Annotated in this window: 10 protein-coding genes; 1 reads left to right on the top strand and 9 read right to left on the bottom strand. The window is 63.5% G+C overall.

Features of this window, described 5'->3' with window-relative positions; genetic code table 11:
* Nucleotides 1–8: 8 nt before the first annotated feature.
* The 9 genes from L284_RS41470 to L284_RS41425 form a co-directional block, all read right to left on the bottom strand.
* Entirely contained in the window at nucleotides 9–2,987 is a 2,979-nt protein-coding gene (locus L284_RS41470; protein WP_021235301.1) for an anti-phage-associated DUF1156 domain-containing protein, read from the bottom strand.
* Complete coding sequence (locus L284_RS41465; RefSeq protein ID WP_021235300.1) at nucleotides 2,984–3,538, bottom strand: DUF3780 domain-containing protein; 555 nt, start codon at nucleotides 3,536–3,538, stop codon at nucleotides 2,984–2,986. The genes L284_RS41470 and L284_RS41465 overlap by 4 nt, the downstream gene beginning before the upstream one ends.
* A 197-nt stretch (nucleotides 3,539–3,735) precedes the next feature.
* Nucleotides 3,736–6,681, bottom strand: coding sequence for an anti-phage-associated DUF499 domain-containing protein (locus L284_RS41460; RefSeq protein ID WP_021235299.1), 2,946 nt, complete (start codon nucleotides 6,679–6,681; stop codon nucleotides 3,736–3,738).
* A 339-nt stretch (nucleotides 6,682–7,020) separates the two neighbouring features.
* Complete coding sequence (locus L284_RS41450; RefSeq protein ID WP_021235297.1) at nucleotides 7,021–7,665, bottom strand: DUF6927 domain-containing protein; 645 nt, start codon at nucleotides 7,663–7,665, stop codon at nucleotides 7,021–7,023.
* 24 nt (nucleotides 7,666–7,689) lie between these two features.
* The gene (locus L284_RS41445; RefSeq protein ID WP_021235296.1) at nucleotides 7,690–8,619 is read right to left on the bottom strand and encodes an ArdC family protein; all 930 of its coding nucleotides are present in this window, start codon (nucleotides 8,617–8,619) and stop codon (nucleotides 7,690–7,692) included.
* An 89-nt stretch (nucleotides 8,620–8,708) separates the two neighbouring features.
* On the bottom strand, nucleotides 8,709–10,961 hold the full coding sequence (locus L284_RS41440; RefSeq protein WP_021235295.1) for a ParB/RepB/Spo0J family partition protein: 2,253 nt from the start codon (nucleotides 10,959–10,961) through the stop codon (nucleotides 8,709–8,711).
* 125 nt (nucleotides 10,962–11,086) lie between these two features.
* On the bottom strand, nucleotides 11,087–15,310 hold the full coding sequence (locus tag L284_RS41435; protein WP_021235294.1) for a strawberry notch-like NTP hydrolase domain-containing protein: 4,224 nt from the start codon (nucleotides 15,308–15,310) through the stop codon (nucleotides 11,087–11,089).
* A 34-nt stretch (nucleotides 15,311–15,344) separates the two neighbouring features.
* Nucleotides 15,345–16,211: a DUF7146 domain-containing protein gene (locus L284_RS41430; RefSeq protein WP_021235293.1), complete on the bottom strand. Its 867-nt coding sequence runs from the start codon at nucleotides 16,209–16,211 to the stop codon at nucleotides 15,345–15,347.
* The gene (locus L284_RS41425; protein WP_021235292.1) at nucleotides 16,208–16,447 is read right to left on the bottom strand and encodes a hypothetical protein; all 240 of its coding nucleotides are present in this window, start codon (nucleotides 16,445–16,447) and stop codon (nucleotides 16,208–16,210) included. The genes L284_RS41430 and L284_RS41425 overlap by 4 nt, the downstream gene beginning before the upstream one ends.
* Nucleotides 16,448–16,702: 255 nt before the next feature.
* On the opposite strand from L284_RS41425, the gene L284_RS41420 reads away from it, so the two are divergent.
* The gene (locus L284_RS41420; RefSeq protein WP_021235234.1) at nucleotides 16,703–18,073 is read left to right on the top strand and encodes an IS1380 family transposase; all 1,371 of its coding nucleotides are present in this window, start codon (nucleotides 16,703–16,705) and stop codon (nucleotides 18,071–18,073) included.
* Nucleotides 18,074–18,240 lie beyond the last annotated feature (167 nt).

Genomic DNA, 18,240 nt, shown 5'->3' with positions numbered 1-18,240 from the left:
GGCCCCATCTATACGCGCTCATTGCGAAGGAGGTTCGCGAGAATGGTCGCATGCCGTCCCTCCGAACTTCCGCCACGCCGTCGGCCGATGTAGTCAGCGATCTCGATCATGTCCGGACGCTGCTTAAAGTAGGTCGGCACGATGTCGCGTAGCTGCTGGAACACAACGTCCGGGTCCGTTTCACGCTCAAGCTGATACAGGCCGTAGAGCGTCGCGCGGACGAGCCCGGAACCGAAGTTGGGAATATCGAAGCCCGAGCGCGGTCCGAACTCGGCCGCGCTTTTTAGCCGAGCGGCGTTCGGGGTCATCGATCCCATGAGCTCGGTGTAATCGGCAACTCTGAAGGCCCGCGCGAAGTTCTGGTAGTTGTCGAGCTTGGTGAGGCCCTCGGTTTCGAGGTCGACCATCTTAAGAAAGAAGCGCTCGCTTCCCGTCATCTGTTGCCAGAGAGACGATCTTAGGCCGTCCGGCACCATGTGCTCGTTGGCAACGCCGACCGCGTATTCGATCATCCTGTCTACGAACGAGTCGTCGCCCTTGCGGCGAGGCCGCAGGGCCTCGACGGTCATGTCGCGACCGTCGATTTTTGTGTAGCCGGTCAGCACCCTTAGGGCGGCGGCATAGCCTGCCATCTGCATGTCGGCGTCTTCGAAAATGTTTTCGACGCGACCGGCCCCCTTCAGAGACTGGTTGAGCCCGACCATCGTGTCGATCTGATGGGCGACCTCGGTGCGAACGTCCTGGACGATTTCGTCCTCGTAGCCGCTCTCGGTGCCGAGACGCTTGCGAAGGACGAGGATGACGGTGCCTTGGACATAGCCACCCTTACGAATCTCGGTGGAGGTCTCGGTTGCGATATACCATGCGGCGCGAACTTGGAGCCCCGCGCCCCAGAAGATCTGCGCCATGTCCGCCCAGACCGATCCCGACTGATGGGTAAACATGACGATTTGAAGACCATTATCCGGCATGTGGTCCGCCAGCGCCTTGTAGGCAGCGACCATCTCCCTGCGGAAGTCCTCGCCCTCGCCCTTGATGGCTAGCGGGCGGCGGGAATCCCAGACCCACTGGTCGAACGGGGCAGGAGGGTTACTACGCAGCCAGGCGATGAAGAATTCGGTTATCTCGTGGTAGTTGACCGCGTCGGCGTAGGGCGGATCCGTAATGCCGAGATGATGACGAATCGCCAGCGCCGACGCCGGCTGATTGACGATCATCGGTGGTTCGCGCAGCGGAGTCTGCCCGGCGGACATCTCCATTAGGCGGAGATAGTCGCGGCTTCCGTAGGAGCCGTAGTTCAGCATCGTGTTGAGGGCCTGATTGCTGAACACGTTGGTCGGCTGCCCGGTCGAGCCGTTGTTGTTGCTCCAGCGGTTAAGCTTGGACGATCTGTCTAGAACGCGGGCGAGTGCGATAGCGCCGACAGGGGACTGATCAAATTCACGACAGGTCGCAAAGAAGTGCAACTGCCTTGGCGTGAAAAGATGGTGCCAGTGGGTCCAACCGCGTTCCCTTTGAAGCCTTGTGGTTTCTTTGCCGGTCTCGATCACCATGTCGGGCACGATACCGGCCGCCTGCCAATCGGCGAGCTTCGATTGGACGAGTTCGAGGATTTCCGCTTCTCGACGAAGATCGTCCTGCGTGACGCTGGAGAAGAAAGTGGTCGGTCGAGACTTCCCGACCGTGTCCTTCGTCATCCAGAGGATGGCGTAGAGACGTTCCTGGAAGAGGTCGTCCGGCCGCGGGGAGACGTCGGCCTTTTCCCAGAGGCGGAGCTTCGAAGCGCTCCCGGCGTCCGCGCCGCGAAGCGCCTTCAGCGAGGAGCGATAGCTTTCTCCATCGACTGCGTGGACGAGATGGGGGCCCTGAATGGTGCCGACAGCGGCATGCTTGATCTCTTCGGCGCCGACGCCCGAACGGATTTCGATGTCGTAGCGTCTGGAGGCCGTATCAGGCACGAGCCTTGCCACAACCCCCTGGGCCTTTGAGATCACGAGGGTAGGCAGCATTGGAACCATCCATCCGGTCTGCGGGCATCTGGTCTCCAAGCAGTAGAGGAAGGCTTTGGCCTGATTGCCCTTGCCATCATGCTCGAAGCCGAGATCGGCAATGCGATCCGCCACGCGCGTCGCGACCGTTTCCTGGGTTCGCTTCCAGGCGAGCTCCATTTGCCGGTCTGCACCAATGACATGACCGCCGCCCCAGCTGAGCATGCAGGCGATCGGATTCAGATCGAGGCCGGTGGATCGGCATCCGATCCTCGCCGCCTCGAATGGGATGGATCCCCCGCCGGAGAAGGTGTCGACCACGTGTGGGATCTCGCCGTAGCGCATGATCCCTAGCTGATGGACGAGCTCGGCCAGCGATCCGGCGGCCGTACCGAGGTGATCGTTCACCTTGGGCCAGATGTCGGCGAAGGCACTATCGTCAAGGTGTTCGGCGCGGGAAGAAAGATCGACCCTCCTCTTGTAAGGAATGTTGGCCAAGGCTTTGGCGATGAAGGATCGCCGATCGCCCTGGTCGACCTCGCGCCGCCAGCTGATCTTTCGACCGGCGACTGCCGTCCTCCAGGATTCGAGGTCGGCTTCGTCGCTGGAGAGTCGGTTGACGAACACGGCCGCGAGATCGTCGGCGTTGACGTCGCCTTCCACGGCGATCTCGGCGATGTCCGCAGCGGACATATCGCTCGCTCGGTGACCGAAACCGCGCTCATCGAATCCCATGAGGGCGTCGAAGATCGCGAGATCTTTTTGCGGGTCGTCCGTGGCGGGAAGCAAACATCCGAGGACGCACGCTCGCACGAGGACTAGGGGCTTGCGCCCCTTCCAGTAAGCGCCGAGCGGCGTTAGCGTCTGGGACTGCTTGGCGTCGCGCTCCTGCTCCGCCTCGATGGATATCTGTGTGCTGGGCCAGATTGTCTCGATGAGCGTCGGGGCGTTGGCCAGCGAGAACGGTAGTGGCGTCGGCTTCCGGACGTTGTCGGTCATAATTGATCCAAAAAGTTGGAACGGTAGGAATCCGGAAGTGGCGCGCCCTCCGTGAGGCCAAAGCGGATCGCCTTGCGCCAGCCCCGGTCGTGGTCGCCGGATTTGCCTGAGCTGTGCGCCGCCATGGCGTAGAGCCACCAGCGCTCCTCCGGCCTTAATCCCAGCCAGGCGTTGATGGCGGCGGGGACGAGCGATTCGTCGCATTGCTCGACGGCCCAGAGGAGTACGCTCATCTCGCGCCCGAGCAATCGATGGACGCGGTTGTCGCCCGTGGCCCACCGACCTGGACGATACTTTCGGCTCTTCAATCGCTCGTTGAACGTGTTTTTAAGAGGCGTCGCGACCATTCTCCACCGCCTTGGATGGATAGAGCAGCGCTCGATTTGGTCGATATACGCGTTATCCTGGACATCCAGCTTTGGACCCGAGATGCCGAAGTCTTCGATCACCGCCACGTTCACGCGCGCATTCTCGCTGATGCGCACGATGAAGTGCTGAGGGTCAATCTCGCTCTCGGGAACGCCGAATCCGGCCTGCGGTCTGGTTGCCATGTCATTTCCTCGCGCCGACGCTGTCGCCGGGCGCACGCCCTTCAGCTCTGTTCAATTTCACCGGTGTTGAGGCTTTCGCCGACCGCCGTCATGATGGCGTCGAGGTCGGCGGCCCGGTCGACCTCCAACACTCGCCAAGTCACTGTGACGTCGGCGTTGTCGTCGACGAGCTCTTGGCGCGCATACTTCGCCAGACGCTAGATGGTCTCGGCGCTAACGTCGAAGTCAGGGCCGAAATGGGTGCTGACGGCCCTCCCACCGGTCCCGACGGTGACCATGACATTTCTGAAGCGGGCACGACTCTCCTTTGCGGCGGCGACGGCGGCGAAAACCTTATCGGTCGTGTTGATGTTGATCTGCCGCCGGACCCGTCCGGGACGGCTCAAGTCGATCTTCGCGCCATCGCCCTCGCGCCGCGCAATGCGGAACTCACGCGTCGTCGTGACACCGTCCGCCTCAGCATAGGCATAGATGGTGACGTCCTTGTCGCCCTCAAGGCGGATAGGGCCGCCGTAGAGCGCACCGTCTCGCGGAGCGATAGCGTCAGTGTTCCAGCGGATCTGTCCGGAGGGCACGACGGAAAGGTGGACTTCGTAACCGGTTCCGGCCGGGCGTGGATCGTGGGTGAGGTTAAGGCGGTTCGTCCACACGAACACCTCCCCGGTCTCGTGCTCGGCGTCCGGATCGATCGCGACAAAGTGTAGACGCATCTCGCTGGTGTCGAGCCGAGTGCCCTCGAGCCTGTTGGACGATGGCGACACGTCGGCGGTCTTGGACCAGTAGATCCGTCCACGACGTCCTGCGTTGCGCGGGAGCACGTTGAGCGTGGCGGTGCCGGTCTGCTCGTCGTAGGTCGTCTCCGTGACGCCAACGCTGGTCTTCTCCTTCTCGAACGGCCCCTTCTCGATCCCGCCCGCCCCGTTCTCGCGCCATTTCTGCCTCGAGATGGCGATGCGTCGGAGTTCGTCGAGACCATTGCGAGGAAGCCAAAGCCACCTCACGTTGGCCATAGCGCGATCGCAGAGGTCGGCCCACGTGGTGGAGGAGCGCCCGGACGGCCAGAGTTCGGCCTCGGCCCGATCGGCGAGCATCTCGAAATTCTTCTCGACGTCTAGGATCAGCTTGCGGGTGCCGGTCGCGGAAAGTGCGTTTTCGACGGCGGTTTCGCCATCGTATCCTGCCGAGCCTTCACGGCGGAAATTGTCGAGCTTGAGCGTCGCGCCCAGCAGACGCTCGCCGGAGCTGTCGCGGCCCGGATACCAAATCTTGTTCAGTGTCGAGGCGATGGTCTGGTAGACGTCTAGTTCGGCGTCGGCCTGTCGCGCTTCGAGATCCGGACGGTTCTGGCTCGCGGGGCCCTCCTGATCGAGAACCTTGGCGATGGCGTAGGCCATGCGAAGGCGCTCCTCCACGGACGCCAGGTCGATTCCTTCGCCGCTCACAATCGCGAAGTTGTTGCGCTCCGCGGTCGCGGCGAAGAGCTGTTGCGCCTTCTCGGGCGGGATCTTTGCGTCCGGCGACAGGACGATGAGGGCCCTGTCGCCGCGGATGTTGACGTCTTCGACCTTCGGCAGAGCTAGCACGCGACCGTACGCGGCGCGGCGCCGCGTCGTGAAGATGTCGTCGATGCGGCGCGCCAGATCCTGGTCGATCTTATGGGCCGGAGCATTCTTGGCGAGATTCTCGATCTTCTTGGTGAGATTCTCGTTCTTGGAGAAATACCAAGCGCCGTTGTCGCGCTTGTGCAGATACCAGCAGCGCGCGGTCAGCGCCTCGATGGCGGCGACATAGTCGCTTTCCGAACGCAGCGGCGCGACGAGGAAGGACAGGACGTCTGTGGACTGGAGGCCTTTCACCGCATCCGACGATTCTGCTAGCGACGACATCAGGAGGAGGCGGGAGACCTGCCCGGCCGCATCATTCCCAGCATCAGCGTCGATCAGCTCCGCGTGAGCGTCGCTGCTGCCGGTGTCCACGATGTCGACGCTGATCGCAGCGTCGAGATCATAGATGCCGTTGATCCAGTCTCGGATGGTTCGATCCGACAGATCGAGATGCTGGGGACCGATCAGGTAGACGTCGTTCGTCTTCCGCTTCTGCACCGACTTGATCATCAACGCGGCGATCGTCATCAGACCGCGGGTCTGACGAAAGCCCTCGTTGTCCTTAAATGTCGCGACGACCGTCTTGAGGCTTGGGTGAAAGGGGTAGGTAGCCGCCACCTCGTCGGCGATCTTCTCGGCCGAGCGCTCGAGCGTCTTCGATTTCACTGCGTCGGACAGGACGCGGCCGAACTCCTCGGATACGCTCTCGATGACGGCTTGTGCAGGCTCGCGTGCCAGAAGGCGCTTGCGCAAGATGTGATAGATCTCGTCGGATCCCAGCTCGACCGGTGTGATTGGCTTCGCCTGACGCCGGGCCTCGTTGGTGATCTGCGACACAATGCGCGAGAGTTCGGTGCTCGCCTTGTATTGGCCCGAGAGGGTTGACAGCACAATGCAGAGCTGCGGGAGCTTAATTGCGGCAGAGAAGAGATTGGAAAGCGCGGCCGACGTGACGTCCCCGAGGTTTCCCGACCCGACGGTCACCGTGACGGCGTTGTCGAGGTAGGGCGGCAGCTCGTCGAAAAGCATGAGGACGGGATCATTCCCGATCAGCTTAACCCAGTCGTCTTCATTCGGGGCACGCGCTCCGTTGCTCCAGAAGCGCGAGAACTCGTCTCCCTTGCCCAGTTGCTCCGCGATGGTGCCCCAGAGGAAGCGGTCATGGTCGATATTGCGGCCGCTCACGATCACGACCTTCGCGGGCTGCGGCGTGAAGCCTTCAGTCACTCGCGCTGATACGGCGCCTGCGACCTTGGGATGCGCGGCGAGGTAGCCGAGGGCGAGCATGGAGTGCGTCTTGCCGCCGCCCATCGCCTGCCGAAGCTCGAATACCGCCTGGTCGTTGAAGCCCGCGAGCCGCTGGAGGCCTTGGCGCAAGAGCTGAGTCATGCCGTCGGTGACGTAGGTGCGCTCGAAGAACTCGCGTGCGTCGGCCTCGTCGTTGTGAACGAGATCGCCGAGATCCTCGACCTGCTTGGACAGCGCGTAGTCGAGCGCCTCCTGCTTGAATTGGCAGGCGTCTGTGACCGTCTGAAGCATGCGTCTTACTCGTCCCCGTTTACCTTTAAGGCTTCCGCCAGCTGGCGCAGAGCCTCGCCCCGTTTCACGACGAGCGGCAGAAGCCGCTCAGCAATATCGTCTGGACAGTCGTGCTTCATGGCGCACCAGTGCCTCACCGACCGCGGCGTGACGCCAAGATCGTGGGCAATGGGCGTTTGCCAGCGCGCGCCGTATAGCGCCTCGCCAGTCATGCGCAGCAGATCGGTCCCCCCAGACATTTCCTACTTGTAGGAAGTAATGTCGAAGCAAGCAACAGGTCGTTAGCATTCTCGCGTCTGCAGAGGCGTGCCCGCAGCGGCGAGAGGTTGGATGCCCCGCTCATGGCGGGGGCATCGCTGCAGAGGGTCGGGGTGCGAAGATCGTTCGATGGACCTTGGTTTCCGGGACAATCGACCATTCCAGGTCACGGAAATTGCGAATGCGGTAGTGCCCGAATTTCCCGGCGGGACGGAAGGTAATGGTCGCGCCGCGCTTGACGACGGTGAACTCGTCACCCGTGAAGCCATCGGTGAAGGTGATCGCCTGCGGGAATTTGACGCGCATGCCATCGACGATCTTTCGGGAACGCTTCTGCAGGCGGGCGAGGCACCGCCGGCGCCAATCGAGTGAATACTCGTTGGTGGTGGGCGTGAGCAGACGAAGGATGTTCTCCGGGGCCTCGGCCTCGCAAGGCCCCATCATTTCGCTCATGTCCTTGTACCCGAAGTGCATGGCCTCCTTGTCCCTCGGGTTCCACTTTACGAGGCAGACCATGGCGATCACGTCGGTCGGTGCGCCGTTTTCGGAGTATTGCACCGCTGCGTACCAGACCCGGTTGCCGGGGCAGGACGATGCAAGGACGCGAGCGCCGCGCGCGATTCCTTTGTCGTCCGGCGCATTGGTGAAGGTGAATTGGGCGTCGAGGTAGGACTTGGGTGTAGCGTGTCCGCCCATGTGGTGCCTGTTCATGAAGAGCCAGCCCATGGTGATGTCTCCTGATGTGTAGGGTCATGCCGCTGCCTTCAGGGCATCGCCGGCAGGCGCAGCCGCCTCGGCAAGGCTGAAGGCGCGCAGATAGTTGAAGGCTTGTTCGGCTTTGGCCGAAGCGGTGAAGATGGCGCTGTGATCGGCGCGAAGTACCCTGACCCAATGCGCGAGGTAGCTGGCGTGACTGTCGTGGAGTTCGGTCGGCAGGCCGAGTTCGGCGCAAATATAACTTGCTGTAAGTTCGGCGCAAAGTTCTTCGACGCAGTAAGCATCGTCACCGAAACGCTTGCCGAATGTCCGGTTGAGCCGGTCCTTGCTCCCGCTCCAATGGGCGCTTTCATGCCCTCTGGTAGAGGCGTAAGCGTCGCCCGACTTAAAGCTGCCGGGGCGCGGTAGCTGGATGTAATCGCCGATCGGGCTGTAATAGGCTTCGTCGCCGCCATGGCGTACCCGCGCAGGAATTGCCGCGAAGAAGGCATCGATCGCGTCCTGGCGCTGCGAAAGCAGGGTCGGTGTCGGCGGCACGTCGCGGGCGTAGTAGTAATCCGGCAGGCCCTCGATCTCGTCCGCGTTGTAGACGATGTAGTGGCGCAGGAAGCGGATGAGTTGGCCGGTGGCCTCGCCCATCAATCCCGGTTGCCCGGCCTTGCGGAAGCTGGAGGCATAGATCGACATGGAGGGATCGGCCTTGCGGCGAACACGCGCACCGAGTTCATCGGCCTGGCGGGCGGTCATCCAGTAGCGACTGCGGTATCCACGCCCGTCGGCAATCGTCCAGAGCCAGAGGCAGTTGATGCCGTTGTATGGGGTGCCTTCATGACGCAGCGGACGGCCGCCCTCCCCGGTCAGCGACCAGGAGCGGGTCCAGGGCGTGGTTCCGGCCTCGAGCCGGGAGACGATGGCGTTGGTGACTTCGCGCGCGATCTCACGCGAATTGCGGGGCGTCTTCATGGGTATGTCCCTCGTCCGGTGTGGCGAGAAAAGCCGCCGGTGAGCCGCAAAGCCCACCGGCGGTTCGTCGGTCAGGTTGGGGACGCGGGTTATTCCGCCGCTTCGGCCCACTGGCTGACGGCATCGTCGTCGCCGTAGACAGCGGGCGAGCCGTCATCGACCTGCTGATCGTCGTCGCCTTCGGCCGTCCCCGCATCGTCGATCGAGACGCCTTCGCCGTCATCGCCATCGTCGGGCCCGGCAAGGGCTGCGTCGATCAGGCTGGCCAGTTCATCTTCGGCTTCGCCGGTTTCTTCGGGCGTGTCGTCGTCTTGATCGGTCGTCGTCTCGGCGGGGGTGAAGCGCATCGCTGCGGGCACCCATGCGAGAGCCCTTTCCTTGACGTCGGCCTCGATCACCGCGTCGCCGGCGAACAGCTTCTCGCAGGACGTCGAGATTTCGCCCTTCTTCTGGCTCGCATGACGGCTCGAGAGTGCAGGGCCGCCCACCTCGTCGAGGAGCGAGAGCAGCGCGCCCTTCGATACGCGGTCGAAGAAGTTAGCAGAAGTCGGGCGCCACCACTTTGCGACATCGACCTCCAGCAGGCCGGCAAGGTGGTTCTGGAGGGCGTTCTGCCGATTGCTGTAGGTTTCCTTCGACTTGAAGGACTTTGCGACCGTCCATGCCAGCCATGCGGTCTTGGCCTCGTCGCCGAGCGCGCGGAAGGCGTCGAAACGCTCGATGATGTTCTTATGCTCCTTCCAGGAAGCGTCGAGACCGTCGCGCACTTCGGACAGATAGTCGTGCGCGATCGACTGCGGATAGGCATCGAAGCGAACCGGATCTTCGGGATGCGGAGCATGGATGCTGGTGCCGCAGCTTTCCTTGTAGGCGTCGGTCTTGTCGACCATGGCGAACAGCATGTAGTCGAGCGCGAGCGCCGGATTGGCGATCATGGAAGCGCCAAGAACGTCGCGGCGCTGGACCGCAAGCTGGTCGAGGAGAACCTGGCTGAGCGCCTTGCCGCCCGGTGCGGCCTCTTCGGGAGACACATCCTTGGTGTTGCCGGTGACGGTGGCGGTCTCGCCTTCCTCGATGCGGAAGGTCGGCACGCGCGGCGTAGCATCGCCGGCAGTTTCGCCTTCGATGCCCTCTTCACCCGTTTCGGCGGTGGCCTCGTCGTCTTCGTCGGGTTCGACCATGGTGACGCTGAGCGGCGTCTCGCTGTAATAGGTGTCGTCGAGTTCCATGCTGCCGTCCTGCGAGAGCGTCAGGAACAGCCCGACACGCGGGGCGAGTTCGGGAGGAAGGATCTTCTCGCGGCGACCGGCATCGCGCAGTTCGTCGCTGAGAGCGTCGTGTTCGGCATCGAGGGCCTGCCAGGCTTCTTCCTCGAGTTCCTCGTTTTCCATTTCGAGGCTCACGATGCTGAGAAGTGCTTCGATTTCTTCGATGCGGGTCAGCTGTGCTTCGCTCAGCGGAAGGCTCGGCAGGCTGACGTGGAATAGGCCGCGCGCGACTTCCCAGGTCGAGTTCGAGGCGACGGGGCGAATCCAGGCGAGGCCACGTTCTTCACCGATGCGCTGGGCTTCGGCTTCCATCTTGGCGGCCGCGAGCGTCTGGGCGATCTCGGGGTTGGTCCAGCGATCGCCGTTGTCGCTGAACAGGTCGCGATCGACGACGCCGCCCGCTGCAACATAGGCTTCCTCGCCGACGAGGCGCGCGATCGGATCGCTCGACTTCATGGATTCGTTCGCGATCACACGGCGGATGGTGTCGGCGCTGGCATGGTAGCTGTTGGCGCCGTAGCTCCTCCAGACCATTAGCTGGCGCTCATGGCTTTCGGTGGAGGCATATGCCTTGGCCATGTCGAGCGTCATCTCGCCCGACTTCAGGGCGTCGAAGATCGGTTCGGCAAGGTTCGCGAGGCGGAGGCGCCCTTCGACGAAACGGCGGGTGATGCCGAAACGCTTGGCGATTGCATCGATGTCGCCGCCCTGCCCGAGGCAATACTGGAAGGCGCGGCATTCGTCGGCGGGCGACATATTGAGGTGATGGAAGTTTTCAGCGAGCGAGGCTTCGGAAAGCTCGTCGTTGCCGCCGCTCAGGATCAGCACGGGCACGTCGTACTCGGCCGCGTTGATGTCGCCGCGCTCGGCAAGCAGCGTGAGGGCACGAAAGCGGCGGCTGCCGGCAATGACGCCATAGGAGCCGCGCGGCTTCTTTACGGAAGTTACGACCAGGTTCTGCAGGATGCCGCGCGCGAAAATATCGGCGGCGAACTGTTCGATCAGGTCTTCGCCGCGGGTGCGCACGTTGATGTCGGAGAGGACCAGCTTTGCCAGCTTGACGGTCTGGATCATGGGAACAACACCTTCTTCTCATCGTCCGGCCAATTCACGGACATCCCTTCCCTTCCCCCTCCCCTCTCCTGACCGACCCGGCTGCTTTGGGGCTCTTGGTCGACCAGGGAGGACAGGTGCAGGGTTCAGGAGGGCTTGAGGATTTCGGCGATGATGGCCTCGGCCTGCGCGACGGGAATGAAGACGCGGGTGCGATACTGGATGATCTCGGTGAACGCGCCGAGCGACTTGAGCCATGCAAGCTGCGTTGCCGGAGCATCGACGATCTCGACACGCGGGTTGCCGTTCACATGCGAGCGCTTGAACGCCATCGCGAACGGGCGTGTCACGTTGACGCTGCGCCCTGCGAGGACGGCATTGGTGATGGCTTCGACGGGCATCTCTTCGCTGCTCGCAAGGCCCAGCTTGGTGAACAGGTCGACGATGCTGTGCTCGAAGACGATACGGCCAAGCCAGCTGTTGCCATTCTTGTCGACGATCCGGTTGACCGCGAGGTGATCGGACGGCAGCGCCGACCAGATCGGCAGCAGGAGGCCGGTTGCAAGGCGCACCGTCTCGGTGTCCAGCTGCTCGGCGGCTTCTTCGACTTCGGCCTGCCACTTGGCGCGGAAGGTGTCTTCGTCGATTTCTTCCCAGGCCGTCTCGAACAACTCCGCCTCGCGCATGGACTTGCGGCTGCAGGGGCGCTGCAGCTCGATGCGAAGGATCGGCTCGCCCTCATCGTCCATCCAAGCGTTTGCCTTGCTGCGCAGCGCGACGCGGCCCGACTTGGCGTTCATGACGAATGCCGGGTTCTCGCGCCAGCGGACCATATCGAGGATGCGCTCGAGCGAAATCGGATTCTTGCGCCGTGCGATCTCGATCGTGAGAAGGTGGGTGGTAGCGCCGGTGCCGGGATCGGTCCGCAGGATCGTATCGCTGATGACGCGGGCGCTGTCGGCCGTGATCGTCTCGACGCCCACATCGAGGGTGCCGGCCTCGCGCGCGGCGGCCACGCGAGTTTCAACGAGGGTGAGATATTCCTCGAAGATCTTGTTCTGCAGCGCGATCGGCAGGGCCAGAAGGCGATTGAGCCAGCGCTGGATTGGCGGCAGGTCTTCCTTCAGGACGCCGTCACCTTCGGTAATCTCGAGCCCGCTCAGGTCGACGAACTCGGTCATGTTCGTGCTCTTGAGCTTGCCGTGATAGAGAAGGTGGAACCACGTAACGAGGGCGTCGCGAGCGTAATCGCTTTCGAGGTTGTCTGCCGGATCGAACAGGCCCTGCCCTCCGGTCTGGCGCTGGCCGCGCGTGAGGGCGCCAAGGCTGTCGAGGCGGCGAGCGATCGTCGAGGTAAAGCGCAGCTCGCCCTTGCAGTCGGTGGTGACGGGACGGAACAGCGGGGTCGATGCCTGATGGGTGCGGTGCGTGCGGCCGAGCCCCTGAATCGCCCGGTCAGCACGCCAACCCGGTTCGAGCAGGAAATGGGCGCGCCGGTCCTGGTTCACCGCATCAAGGCTGGCATGGTAGGAGCGGCCCGTTCCGCCGGCATCGGAGAAGACGAGCACCTTCTTCTGGTCATTCATGAAGGCGCTGGCCTCGGCCTGACTGGTACGGGGCGTGCGTGTCTCGAGTTTCTGGCGGCCGTCCGGACCGGTGATGAGGCGCTTGGAGCGCCCGGTGACTTCGGCGATGCGATCCGGCCCGAAATGCTCGATCAGCGCGTCGAGGCCAGACTTGATCGGCGGAAGCGCGCATAAATGCTCGATCAGGTTGTCGCGCGCGGTCATGGCTTCGGGGTTGTGGACCGGGTTGCCGGCCTCATCGCGCATGGGCCTCGAATGCAGGGCGCCGGTGTCGTCCTTGAACACCTCCATCTGGTGCGTCGGGAAGGCACGCTTGAGGTAATCTACGATCTGGTCGGTGGGCGACAACTCGATCTGCGGCTCTGCCCGCTCCTCGGCCGTCATCTCGGACAGGCGCCTGTCGAGGATGGCCTCGGCCGTCGTCACCAGCTGCACGACCACCGAATGCTCCTGCTTCAGGTGCCCCTCGATCGCCGCAATCACGGTGGGGAGCTTCATCGAAAGCAGCACCTGACCGAAGAAGCGCTGGCGTGTGCCTTCCAGACGCGAGCGTGCTGCCGCCTTCGCGCCGGAGTTGAGCGTCTTGCCCTCAAGGCTGTCGACCACATTCGTTGCCTCGAGCGCGGCGGCAAGATTCGTGTTGATGACCTGCCAGGCGCGGCAATAGGTATCGTAGATCTCGATTTGGGCAGGCGTCAGCTCATGGCGAAGCACTTCGTATTCGACGCCCGCGAAACTGAGCGCTCGCGCCGTGTAGAGGCCGAGGGCCTTGAGGTCGCGGGCCACCAGTTCCATCGCCGCGATCCCCCCCTGACGGATGTTGGAGATGAAGGATTCCCGGTCAGGGAAGGAGGTTTCCGGCCCCCAAAGGCCAAGGCGCACGGCGTAGGCCAGGTTGTTGACGTCAGAGGCGCCAGTGGCGGACGCATAGAGCACGCGGGCATCGGGAAGGTGGTTCTGAAGGAGGACGCCGCAGATGCCCTGCTGGGAGCCTTCCGTTTTGCCCAGCGCGCCTTCGCCGCCCGCGACACCGCCCATTTCGTGGGCCTCGTCGAAAGCGATCACGCCATCGAAGTCGGGCCCTGCCCAATCGAGGATCTGCTGAAGGCGGGTTGCATCCGAGCGGCCCGAACGCAGCCCCGGATATGTAACGAACAGGGTGCCTTCGTCCATCGTGATGGGCTGGCCGACCTTCCAGTTCGAGAGCGGCTGCACGTCGGCCGAAAGGCCGCCAAGTGCGGTGACGTCGCGGCGGATGTCCTCGAGCAGTGGCTCGTTCTTGGTGACGAAGATGTGGCGGCGGCGGCCCTGCAGCTTGTTGTCGAGGATGCAGGCAGCGATCTGGCGGCCCTTGCCAGCGCCAGTGCCGTCGCCAAGGAAGAAGCCCTTGCGGTACTTACGACCTTCAGGGTCGATGTCGAGGCCAACGCCTTCCTTGGCGGGCTTGAAGGTGCCGGGAAGCGTCTGGTTCCAGGCATGGCCCGCATAGACGACGGTTTCGAGCTGGGAGGAGGACAGGAGCCGCTCGCTGACGGTGCGTTCGGGCAGATGGGGGATGTGCTTCGGGATCGGCGCTGGGATCGAGCCCATGGCGACTGATTCAACCAGCGCTGTCGGGTGTTCGCCCGCTGCATCGAAGACGATGCGGCTTGGCCGGTACGGCAGGTAGACACCGACCTGTTCGGCCAGCGGTGCCGGTTCTTCCAGCTTGCTATAGCCGACGGGCAGGACGGCATTCGCCTTGGGCGCGTGATAGGGGCGCGGTGCGGCCACCTTGGTCTTGCGCGCGGCGCCGAACAGCGAAGTCGGCTTCGCAGGCGCAGGGCGAACCGGAAGATTGGAGGTGGGTTCCAGCTTGATGCGGGCGGGGATGTCGATGGCATCGAGGAAGTCGAGGACGGCCGCGTGCTCGATAACCGCAGGCGTGAGGTCGCCAGCGATCTTGTCGATCACGTAGAGGCGAACGGCAATGTCGGTGCCGTGTTTGCGGTAGCAGTGTTCGAGCCGCAGCGAGGCGCGCACGGTGCAGCCGGCCATGATCGTCTCATAAGCGGTGCGCAGGCGCGGGCAGGGTGCGAACCAGTCGGGCATGATGGCGACGACGCGGCCGCCAGGGCTGACCCGCTTGATCGCGGCCTGAAGATGGCGCAGCGCGGCCAGGTCATCAGCGCCACGGCCGATACTGCGCGAGAATGGCGGGTTCATGAGGACGACGCTCGGGCGCGGGAGATCCGCGTGAAGCGCGACCAGCGCAGCGCCATCATGGCCTGTGATCGTGGCATCGGGGAAGATGTGAGTGAGCCGTTCGCGGCGGCGCGGGTCGATTTCGTTAAGCTGGAGCGCGCGGCCGCGTGGGGCCTGGGCGATCAGGAGGCCGTTGCCGGCGCTCGGTTCGAGTACCACGTCCTCGGCGCCGATTGCGGCGAACAGCATGGCCAATGCCGCAATGTCGGCGGGAGTCGAGAACTGCTGCAGCTCGATCTGTTCCTCGCTGCGCACGGTCTGGGTCGGCAGGCGCTGCATAAGTGCGCAGGAGGTGGCGATGTCCGCCAGGGTGTTGATGCGATGCCCATCACCGGCAAGGTGAAGGGCAAGGGCGTGCTCGAGCATCTCGAAGCTGTCGCGCTGCGTCCAGCGCCCGTCGGCATCGCTGCCGCCGAACGCCTGCACCATGGCATCGTTCAATTGGCGGCGGGTGATTGCGGCATCGGTGGCGAGAAGGGTGGCGATCGTGCGCGCTGCCGGCGCATCATTGACGTGCGTGAGATCGAGAAGGTCGCGCATGGGGGTCTCCTTGGGCTCTCTGCCGAACGGCAGATCACCCTTCCCCTCCCCCTCCTCTCTTCCGCGCCTCGAGGGCTTCGAGCACCTCGGCCCAATCCTTGTAGCCCTTGGGAAAATCGACGCGGATCACGCGGTTATCGCTGGCGTAGCGGTGGGATGCCCGGTTCACGGCCCGGCGTCCCGCCGTGTCGTAATCGCCCGCAAGGATGACTTCGGTGACGCTGTCGGGGATCGCCACCAGGCCGAACCGGCGAGAGCCAAGCGTGGCCCAGCATGGAAGATTGTTGATGCGGCTCCAGGCACGAGCGGTCTCGAAGCCTTCGGCAAGGCCGATGGTTGGACCGATACCGCCGCCGCGCCATGCGCCCATGCCGAGCGAACCGATGGTCGCCTTGGCGGTGTAGCGCGCGGTTTCAGGATCGAGGAAGATCCGCTGCAGGGCGACAAGGCGCTGGCCTTCGCGCACCGCCACCAGCAAGGCGGGCTTGAAGACGGTGTTGGGCTTCGCGCCATGGGGGCAACGCGGGTGAAAGCGCACGTCACCGGGAACAGGCAGGAGAAAGCGCGAGCCGAGATAGCGTTCGCCGAGCGTACCCGGCACGGATTGCGCCTGCGACCAGAGCCGCTCGATGTTCGCGGTGCCGGCTCGGACATTGCCTGGCGGCGGCTCGTAATGGCGCGTGATGGCGATGCGATCGAGTTCGCGCAGGACGTCGATGGAATCGCAACCTGCAAAGCAGGTTACGAGAATGCCGCGATCACCTTGCCGGAGGGACAGGCTCGGTTCGTGGTCCTCATGGCACGGGCAACGGCACATCGCCCGGTTTCCATGCCAGGTGCCGCGCAGGGTGCCGACGATGTCGATCAGCTTTTGCGAGGGGCGTCGCGCAACGATGGTCATTGGTCGTTACCCGGTTGTGCCAGCGGCATGACACGCGCGATGGCGTATATGGCCTCGCTGTCCGCGAAATAGGAGGCCACTGCCTGATCGTCGTCAGGATGGGCATCCTGGCCATTGATAGCCGTGCGGGCTCGAACATAGTCGACCAGCGCACTTTCGGCCGCGGGCTTGCTGGGGTGAATATCGACGATGTCCGCTGAGCCGGGTTCGCTGATGAAGAGAACAAAGCGTTGCATGGGGAGTTACCTCCATGTTGCAGATGCCGGAAGGCACCAACGGTAGGTTGAAGGGCTTTGGCCGATCTTCTCGGTCCACTCCCTCTCTCCCTCTCCACTCTTTGCGCGTTTTGTCTGTGAAAATACTTGATAGACCAAGGATTTTAACCCATCATATTCACCGGGCGGCTTTTAGCGGGTTGGCGGGAGTGGCTTAAGCGATTGCTTTGCGGTAGGAAAATGGGTGTCTAGACCAGTCCTGCAGCGAGGCAATTTATGCCACGGACCACACCCGCCAAGAGCAACGATAGCGCACCGGGATTTTCGTTTCCAGCGGTTGGCGGCAAAAAGCTCACCGCCGCGTTCGACGGTGGGCGGCTGACCTCTGACGGCGGCGTGCTGCTGCTGGCCCAGGCCGAGCGCATGATAGGGATCTGCCGACGGCTTGCGGCTTGCATCGCCGATCCGCGGGACCCGACGCGGGTGATCCATCGCCTCGATGACATTCTGCGCGCCCGCGTTTTCGCTATCGCCTGCGGTTATGAGGATGCCGACGATCTCGATGCTCTGCGTGATGATCCGGGGTTCCGCCTGGCGCTGGGCAAGTTGCCAGGATCAGGCGCAGGACTGGCCAGCCAACCGACCATGAGCCGCTGGGAGAATGCGCCGACCACGCGTGAGCTGGCGAAGATGCTGGCGGTAATGGTCGACATCTACTGCGGCAGTTATCCAGCCCCGCCGGCAGCGGTAACGCTGGATATCGATGACACCTGCGATGTCGTGCACGGCTATCAGCAGCTCTCGTTCTGGAATGGTCATCATGGAGAGCGCTGTTTCCTGCCGATCCATGTTTACGATACCGCCACTGGCCGGCCGGTGGCCATGCTGCTGCGCACCGGCAAGACACCCTCAGGCGCCGAAGTGGCCGGCCACATCCGGCGCCTGATCCGGCACATCCGCCGGCACTGGCCCGAAACGCACATCACCATCCGCGGCGACGGGCACTATGGCCGCCCCGAAGTCATGGGCTTTTGCGAAGCAGCCGGGGTCGATTACGTGTTCGGCCTGCCCACTAACGCTGCGCTGCGTGCTGATCCCGAAATCGTCGCTGCCGCCGATGCCTGCGCGGTCAAGCGGGCCAAGACCCAGTATCCGGTGCTGCGCGCCTATGCCGAGACCCGCTACGGCGCCAAGAGCTGGAACTGCAAGCGCCGCGTCGTCGCCCGGATCGAGGCCAGTATCCTGGGTATGGACATCCGCTACGTCGTCACCTCTCTGGCCCAGGGTTCGGCCGAGCACATCTACGATACGCTCTACTGCGCGCGCGGCCAGGCCGAGAACTTGATCAAGCGCCACAAATCCCAACTCGCCAGCGATCGCACCTCGTGCCGCTCGGCAAACGCCAACCAGATGCGCCTCATCCTCCACACCGCCGCTTACTGGCTGCTGTGGCGCATCCAGCAGGCCATCCCCAAGGCAACCGTGCTCGCCACCGCTGAGTTCACGACATTGCGTCTGCGGCTCATCAAGGTGGCTGCCCGCGTCATCGAAACCGCTTCGCGCATCCGTCTCGCCTTCGCGTCGGCATGCCCCGATGCCGGCGTCTTCAAAGCTATCGCGACCGGCTTCCGCCCAGCGCCGACATAACCAGCGCGGCAATGCCGCCCAAAGCCTGAGCCCCGTCCGTCAACCTTGAAAAGCCCATCGATCCTGAACCGGTGAAAAGCGCCGGGGAAGACGCTCGCCCTCGCTACGCCCTCAACAAAAGTCAGGTCCAGAACGCCGAAAGCCTGCGCTCCGGTGAATAACAGAGG

The organism is Novosphingobium lindaniclasticum LE124, assembly GCF_000445125.1.
Lineage (GTDB): Bacteria > Pseudomonadota > Alphaproteobacteria > Sphingomonadales > Sphingomonadaceae > Novosphingobium > Novosphingobium lindaniclasticum.
The sequence above is the reverse complement of the archived record's forward strand: the minus strand, read 5'-3'. Positions and strand labels throughout refer to the sequence as shown.